At 71.3% G+C, this 7,316-nt stretch carries 5 protein-coding genes; 1 reads left to right on the top strand and 4 read right to left on the bottom strand.

Translation table 11 applies throughout. The features are described from left to right. Window positions 1-462 precede the first annotated feature (462 nt). Entirely contained in the window at window positions 463-1,713 is a 1,251-nt protein-coding gene (gene aspS, locus AB0M20_RS18640) for an aspartate--tRNA(Asn) ligase (RefSeq protein WP_364299658.1), read from the bottom strand. 383 nt (window positions 1,714-2,096) lie between these two features. Here aspS and lipA point away from each other — a divergent pair, with 383 nt between their 5' ends. Next, entirely contained in the window at window positions 2,097-2,993 is an 897-nt protein-coding gene (gene lipA, locus AB0M20_RS18635; RefSeq protein ID WP_364299660.1) for a lipoyl synthase, read from the top strand. On the opposite strand, the gene AB0M20_RS18630 is transcribed toward lipA, so the two are convergent. The 3 genes from AB0M20_RS18630 to AB0M20_RS18620 are packed head-to-tail and all read right to left on the bottom strand — an operon-like array spanning window position 2,990 to window position 7,125. Continuing rightward, the gene (locus AB0M20_RS18630; RefSeq protein ID WP_364299656.1) at window positions 2,990-4,276 is read right to left on the bottom strand and encodes a serine hydrolase domain-containing protein; all 1,287 of its coding nucleotides are present in this window, start codon (window positions 4,274-4,276) and stop codon (window positions 2,990-2,992) included. The two genes, lipA and AB0M20_RS18630, sit on opposite strands and share 4 nt — an antisense overlap. Window positions 4,277-4,321: 45 nt before the next feature. Then, window positions 4,322-4,768 (bottom strand): GNAT family N-acetyltransferase, encoded by a 447-nt coding sequence (locus AB0M20_RS18625; RefSeq protein ID WP_364299654.1) that lies wholly within the window; start codon window positions 4,766-4,768, stop codon window positions 4,322-4,324. Continuing rightward, window positions 4,765-7,125 (bottom strand): LuxR C-terminal-related transcriptional regulator, encoded by a 2,361-nt coding sequence (locus AB0M20_RS18620; protein ID WP_364299652.1) that lies wholly within the window; start codon window positions 7,123-7,125, stop codon window positions 4,765-4,767. Before AB0M20_RS18620 ends, AB0M20_RS18625 begins: the two co-directional genes overlap by 4 nt. Between the last annotated feature and the right edge of the window lie 191 nt (window positions 7,126-7,316).

Below are 7,316 nucleotides of genomic sequence, written 5' to 3'. Positions count from 1 at the left end.
CCCGGGCCCGGATGCACCCGTGAGCTACCACTACCTGGCCCGGCCGGCCGTGCCAGACCAACAGTGGTAGCCCCGCGGCCTTTCCCGAGCCCGAATGCGCCCGTGAGCTACCACTACGCGGCCCGCCCGGCGTGCCAAGCCAACAGTGGTAGCCCAGCGGCCTTTCCCGGGCCGAGATGCGCCCGTGGGCTACCACTCTCGGCCGCGGCCCCGCGCCGCAAGCGAACAGTGGTAGCTCACCCACCCGTCGACGCCTCGAACAGGTGGCTGGGCTACCACTTTTGTTGTCGGGCCGCGGGGTGTGCGGGCCGCGGCGCAACCACTTACGCACGTCGCCGGGCGGGCGCATCGCTTTGGACGCGCCCGCGGCCAGATGTGCCCGCCCGGCCCTCGGCGTGAGCAGCGGTCAGCACCACCCACCCAGCTACGACATCCGCCGTTGACTCCGCCCTCGCCTGGTGTTCAGGGGATCAGGCGGTGGAGGTCTCGGGGGAAGGCGGTGACCTCGCGGACGTTGGGGGCTTCGAGGAGGCGGGCCACGAAGCGTTCCAGGCCGATGGCGAAGCCGCCGTGCGGGGGCATGCCGTAGCGGAACGCGTCGAGGTAGCCCGCGAACGCGCTCAGGTCCTGACCCTCCAGGGCTGCCGCATAGTCCTCGTAGCGGTGCAGGCGCTGGCCGCCCGTGACCAGCTCCATGCCTCGGAAGAGCAGGTCGAAGCCGTTCGAGTAGGCCGGGTCGGCCGGGTCCGGATGGGTGTAGAAGGGACGTTTCGCCATCGGGTAGCCGGTCACGTAGACGAAGTCGGACCCGTGCTCGCGCCGCGCCCACTCCCCGATCGCCCGCTCGTGCGCCGGCGCCAGGTCCGGCTCGTCCGGCGGCGCGCCCGCGATGCGCAACGCCTCGGTGAAGTGCACCGCCGGGATCTCCTCGGGCACGGCGAGCGACGCCCACGGTTCGACGGCCGCGGCCATCCCCGCCAGCGCCGACGTCAGCACCCGCATCACGTCGCGGTGGTCGGTGACGAAGCCCAGCTCGGCGTCCAGCGACGTGTACTGCGCCAGGTGCCGCCCGGTGTCGTGCGGCTCGGCGCGGAACACCGGCCCGACCTCGAAGACCCGCTCGAACACCCCGACCATCATCTGCTTGTAGAACTGCGGCGACTGCGCCAGATAGGCGGGCCGGCCGAAGTAGTCGAGCCGGAAGACGTTCGCGCCGGACTCGGTCGCGGACGCCACGATCTTGGGCGTGTGGATTTCGACGAAGTGCTGGCGTCGCAACGCCGCCCGGAAGCCCTCGGTGGCCGCGGCGGCCGTTCTGAGCGCCACCGCCCGGGTGGCATGGCGCAGGGTCAGCGCGGCGTGGTCGAGCTGGGTGGGCAACGTCGCGCTGAGCGCGGGCCGGTGCAGTTCGACAGGCAGGGGTACGCGCACAGCGCTGAGCACGCGTACCCGCGGGCTGGTCAGCTCGACCCCCCGCGGCGCCGCGGCGTTGGCGGTGACCTCGGCCCGCACCTCGATCACGCTCTCCTCGGCGACCGCCTCGATCTGCGCGCGGGTCGCCGGATCGGTGACCACGACCTGGCTGAACCCGGCGGCGTCCCGGACGATCACGAAGGCGACCGCCTTGAGCAGGCGGCGGCGGTGCACCCAGCCGGCGATCACGACGGTCTCGCCGGTGTGCTTCGGAAGTTGTTCGGAGAGGATGCGTTGCATGGCGTTGACCTCCTCTGATGACTGCAACGCGGCCCCAGGGAGGTGTGGGCGAGCGGGATCCTCGCGGTGCCACCACACCTTCGCTCCTCCACGGGAAGAGCCTCTTGTCGTGCTCGGCTCAGGAGTGTCTTCGCGCCCCGGCGCCGGGCCACCATCACAGCTCCCGGTGGCTCTCTCGGCCGGCGTCGGTCGGGGCGTTACTCGGTTCCGTCACAGCCGGAATTCGACGTTAACAGGGGGCAAATGCCCAGCAAAGCGGGTTTACACGTGTCACGTGAGGGCGCTCACATCTGCCACTACGTGAGCCTCGTCGCCTGAAGGCCTGTCAACGCATGATCCGGCGTAATCTCGGCCTTGTGACTATTGCTCCCGAGGGCCGCCGCATGCTGCGCATCGAGGCGCGCAACGCCGAGACGCCGATCGAACGGAAACCTCCGTGGATCAAGGTCAAGGCGAAGATGGGCCCGGAGTACACACACATGCGTGGCCTGGTCCAGCGCGAGGGTCTGCACACGGTCTGTCAGGAGGCCGGGTGCCCCAACATCTACGAGTGCTGGGAGGACCGCGAGGCGACGTTCCTCATCGGCGGTGACCAGTGCACGCGGCGCTGCGACTTCTGCCAGATCGACACCGGGCGGCCGGCCGAGTTCGACGCCGACGAGCCGCGCCGGGTGGGCGAGTCGGTCGCGACGATGGAGCTCAAGTACGCGACGGTGACCGGTGTCGCCCGTGACGACCTGCCCGACGGCGGGGCGTGGCTCTACGCGGAGACGGTCCGCCAGATTCACAAGCTGCAGCCGGGCTGCGGCGTCGAGCTGCTGATCCCCGACTTCAACGCGGATCCCACGCAGCTGGCCGAGGTGTTCGGCGCGACGCCCGAGGTGCTGGCGCACAACGTCGAGACGGTGCCGCGCATCTTCAAGCGGATCCGACCGGGCTTCCGCTACGACCGTTCGCTGAGCGTGCTGACCAAGGCGCGCGCCGCCGGGCTGGTCACCAAGAGCAACCTGATCCTGGGCATGGGCGAGGAGCGCGCCGAGGTGTCGCAGGCGCTGCGCGACCTGCACGACGCCGGGTGTGAGCTGATCACGATCACGCAGTATCTGCGGCCGACGCCGCGGCACCACCCCGTCGAGCGCTGGGTGAAGCCGGAGGAGTTCGTGGAGCTGCGCGAGGAGGCCGAGCAGATCGGCTTCGCGGGCGTGATGAGCGGGCCGCTGGTTCGGTCGTCGTACCGCGCCGGACGCCTCTACCAGCAGGCGCTGGCCGCCCGGGCCTAGGCTTTCGCGGCGGTCTGGGCGACGCCTTCCTGGTCCAGTTCCAGGCCCTCGGCCCGGAATCGGACGCTCAGGTCGAGTCCGGGGTGCCGAAAGCGCCCGCCCGGGTCCCGCCGCAGCACGGCTGACGGCTGGCCGGGGGCGGTGAGCGTCACCCGGCCGTCGGCGACGGCGATGTCGATCGGGTATTCGTCGTGCAGCAGGTACCGGCCGGGCACCGGCTCCGCCTCGGTCTCCACCGGGTCGTCGGCGTATCGGCGAGCGGCGGCGTGGATCGCGGCCAGCAGCTCCGACGCGCTCTCGCTGTTGGCCATCACCGCGACTGCGGCAGTCGGCCACGCGAAGGACCAGCAGGTGTAACCGACGTTCATGCCGGTGTGTCCGAATCGCCGCGGTCCGAGCTGCGTTCCCAAGCCGTACGGGCCGCCGGGCGTCTGCGGCGTCACCATCTGCTCGGCGACGTCCCGGGCGAGCAACGCCGACTCGCCCCGTGTGGCGCGCGCGATCTCGAGCTCGAGCCGGAGGAGGTCGGTAGGTGTGCTCCACAGCCCGGCGCCGGCCATCTCCGGGATCGTCCGCCAGCCGCCGGGGACCGGCGTGCCGTCGCTGAGATGACCGGCCGCGACCAGATCCGGCCGCCGGCTCGGGAACTGCTGGTCGTAGCTGCTGTCGGCCATGCGCAGCGGTTCCAGCACGAGCGCGCGCATCAGCTCGTCGAACGGCGTGCCGGTCACATCCACCATCAGCTGTTGCAGCACGGCGTAGTGGCTGCCCGAGTAGCGGAAGCGGCTGCCCGGCAGCAGCCTCGGCCGCACCGGCGGGGTGTTGGCCGGCGCTTCACCGTGCAGGGTTTGCAGCAGGGTCGGCGTCGGTTCGCCCCGGCCGTAGCCGCGGAACCAGTTGCTGGACAGGCCGGCCGTGTGCGCCAGCAGCTGGCGCAGCGTCACTCGCGGCTGCCACTCCTCGTCGGCCGGCAGTTGCCAGGACGTCAGGTGGTCGCCGATCTCGGCATCGAGGCCCAGGACGCCGTCGGTGACCAGTCGCAGTGCGCCGAACGCGGCGACGTGCTTGCTGATCGAGCACGCCTGGAACGCGGTCCGTGGACTCACCGGGCCGTAGCCCGCCGCCCATTCGTCTCCACTCACGTCGGCCACCGCGATGCTGACCCCCGGCACCCGATAGGTGTCCATCAGCTCGGGCAGCGTGGCGGTGTCCGGGGAGAGCCGGCCCGACTCCCCGTGACGGTCCAGCCGGTCCAGGATGTCGCGCCACTCGCTGTCGGCCATGGTCATCGACCTTAGACGTACTCGCCGCCGCAGGCCGCGGCTCGGCTAACGCTCCCTGAGCAGCAACGTGTCGCCGTCCCGTTCCTCCACGCGCCGCCAGCCGCAGCGCTCGTAGAAGCGGACCGCCGTCGGCCCGGTCAGCACCCAGATCCGCTCGAATCCACGGCCGGCCGCGAACTCCGTCAGGCTGCGGAGCAACAGCCGGCCGACGCCGCGGCCCCGCAGGTCGGACCGCACCACCATGCCCCACACGCAGGGCACGAGCTCCGGCCGGTCCGGCACGTCGCTGGTGCCGAGCCCGACCGCGCCGAGCGCGGAGCCGGCGTCGTCGACCGCCACCCAGGTGACCGGCAGGTCGGTGCGGCCGGCCTCACGCCGCGTCGCGGCGATCCACTCGTCGAGGGTCTCCGGGCTGCCGAACTCGACGCACCGCAGCCGGCCGACCGGCTCGATGAGCTCGGGCAGGTCGGCCAGGAGCCGCACGGAGGTCATCGGTCCAGCAGACCCAGGCGATGGGCCACCGCCGCCGCCTCGACGCGGTTTCCCACGTCGAGTTTCGCGATGATGCGGGAGACGTGGACGCTCGCCGTCTTCGGCGAGATGTAGAGCTGCTCAGCGATGCGGCTGTTGCTGTGGCCCTCGGCGACCAGGCGCAGCACCTCGCGCTCGCGGGCGGTCAGCAGCTCGGTGCCCAGCGGGATCGCGGCCGCCGCCGAGCGCAGGCCCAGCCGGTGCGCAAGTGTCGTCGCCTCGGTGAGCAGCGGCACCGCGCCCAGCGAGCCGGCGATCTCGGCCATCTCCTCGATCGCGGCACCGGCCGCCGCCCTGTCCCCCGCGCCTGCCGCCGCGGCCGCATAGCCCAGCAGCGCCACCGCGAGTGGGTGCCGCTGGCCGTCGGCGCGCCACTCGTCGACCGCCTGGCGCCAGCACTTCACGTCGTGGCCCAGCGTGGCCTCCACCTGCGAGGCGAACGCCCGGTCGACTGTGCGGCGCACCGGGATCCGCTCGGCCAGCGCGCGCACCTGGGCGGCCAGCTCGTCGTCGCCGAGCCGGTCCACCGCGGTGGCGGCCGCGGCCAGCGTCGGCCAGCCGTATCGCGGACGTCGCGTCATCGACGGCTCGGCCAGTGCCACCCGGACCGCCGAGGCCATCAACACGTGGTCGTCCTGGGCGATGGCGCCCATCAGCCGCAGCTCGAGCAGGGAGAGGCGGTCCTCGTCCTTCAGATACGGCTTCCCGAGGAAGCTCGTCGTCCGGGCGAGCAGCGCCTCGGCGCCCTCGTGACCCCGGTCGAGCCGCAGGTGGGTGCGCAGCCGCAGCGGGGGCAGCGCGAGGGTGCCGGGCGGGTCGAGGCGGGCGGCGTCGGCCAGCGACGCGTCGGCCTCGTCCCACCGGCCCAGCGCGATCAGCGCCTCGGCGTAGTTGGCGAGCAGGAACACGCCGTGGGTGCGGCTCACGCCCACCCGGTCGGCGTTGGGCACACCCTCCCACGCGGCGTCCGCCGACTCGACGTAGCGCCCCAGCTCGAACAGGGTGTCGGAGATGTTGACCAGGCCCCACGCCAGGTTCTGCAGGTCGTCGGAGGTCCGCGCGGTCTCGACCGCGGCCAGCAGAGAGGGCAGGGCCTCCTCGGCCGGGACGCGCCCCGAGCACACCCGGCCATGGGTGATCGTCGCGGTGATCTCGGCCGGCACGTTGCCCAGCTCCTTGGCCTCGGCGACGGCCTGCCGTGCGATCTCGCTCGCCAGATCGTTGTCCACGCCGTTCAGCGCGTGCGCCACGTCGGCCAGCAGCCGCACCGACTCCCCGGTGCGCGGTGTGGTCTGCAGGATCCGATAGGCCTCGCGCGACTCGGACGAGCCGTTGCTCTTGCCCGCGTTCTGCATCAGCCTGGCCCGCCGGACGAACAGCCGCGCGGCCCGCACCGGCTCGGTCTCGGCATCGAGCCCGTGCAGAGCCGCCTTGGTCAGGGTCAGCGCACGCATGATCTCGCCCGCGTCGATGGCGGCGATCGCCGCCTCCTCGAGCAGGTCGGCGTGGCACGTGCCGAGCAGCTCCTCCGCGTCGGGCACCTGCTCCCACAGCTCCAGCACGCGGTCGAGGAGCCGGGCCTGCTCGCCGAACGCGTAGCGCCGACCGGCATCCTCGGCCGCCTTGCGGGCCGCGACCAGCGCCTTGGGGTTGTCGTGCGCGGCGTGCCAGTGGTGGGCGATCTCGACCGGCGCGCGGCCCATCGGCAGGAGCCGGGGCTCCGCCTCGATGATCTCGGCATAGCGCGCGTGCAGCCGGGCGTGCTCGCCCGGCAGCAGGTCGTCGTGCACCGCCTCACGGACCAGCGCGTGCCGGAACTCGTAGCCACCCGAGGCGTCGACGACGATCAGCTGAGCGGCGACGACCGTGCGCAGCGCCGACTCCAGCTCGGCCACGGCCATGCCGGCCACGCGGGTCAGCAGCTCGTGACCGAACTTGGTGCCGCCGACCGCGGCCACCCGCAGCACCCGCTGGGCCGGCTCGGGCAGCTGGTCGACCCGGGACAGCAGCAAGTCGCGAAGGTTGTCGGGGATGTCGCCGCACTCGTCGCCGGACGCGGCGAACTGCTCGATGAAGAACGGGTTGCCCTGGGCCCGCTCGAACACCGTGTCGACCGTGTGCGGCTCGGGCTCCACGCCGAGCAGATGGGTCAGCATCTCGGCGGTGCCGTCGCGGTCGAGCCGGTCGAGGTCGAGACGCTGGACGCCGCGGACCCGGTCGAGCTCGGCCAGGAACGGCCGCAGCGGATGCCCCCGATGCAGCTCGTCGGTGCGGAACGTGGCGACGAGCAGCACCCGCGGCGGGCGCGCCGAGCGCATCAGGACGATAACATTACTTCGTGTCACCGTTGCTTCATCAGAACTACTTGATTGATCTTCAGATTCAGAAGTATCATCTTCATCTGTTAAATTATCACCAATTGAACCAATTAGACATCACAATCGATCGTGTCACAAACAAAACAATCACTTACAGACACTTGAAAGAAAATAAAAAAGTGAGAGGTAAA

The sequence above is a fragment of the Actinoplanes sp. NPDC051633 genome (genome assembly GCF_040681735.1).
Classification (GTDB): Bacteria; Actinomycetota; Actinomycetes; order Mycobacteriales; family Micromonosporaceae; genus Actinoplanes.
The sequence above is the reverse complement of the archived record's forward strand: the minus strand, read 5'-3'. Positions and strand labels throughout refer to the sequence as shown.

What these genes read in the sequence shown, in the direction of transcription:
- lipA (WP_364299660.1), top strand. Translation starts at nt 2,097, where the DNA reads ATGCTGCGCATCGAGGCGCGCAACGCCGAGACGCCGATCGAACGGAAA.
- AB0M20_RS18630 (WP_364299656.1), bottom strand. Translation starts at nt 4,276, where the DNA reads ATGGCCGACAGCGAGTGGCGCGACATCCTGGACCGGCTGGACCGTCAC.
- AB0M20_RS18625 (WP_364299654.1), bottom strand. Translation starts at nt 4,768, where the DNA reads ATGACCTCCGTGCGGCTCCTGGCCGACCTGCCCGAGCTCATCGAGCCG.
- aspS (WP_364299658.1), bottom strand. Translation starts at nt 1,713, where the DNA reads ATGCAACGCATCCTCTCCGAACAACTTCCGAAGCACACCGGCGAGACC.
- AB0M20_RS18620 (WP_364299652.1), bottom strand. Translation starts at nt 7,125, where the DNA reads ATGCGCTCGGCGCGCCCGCCGCGGGTGCTGCTCGTCGCCACGTTCCGC.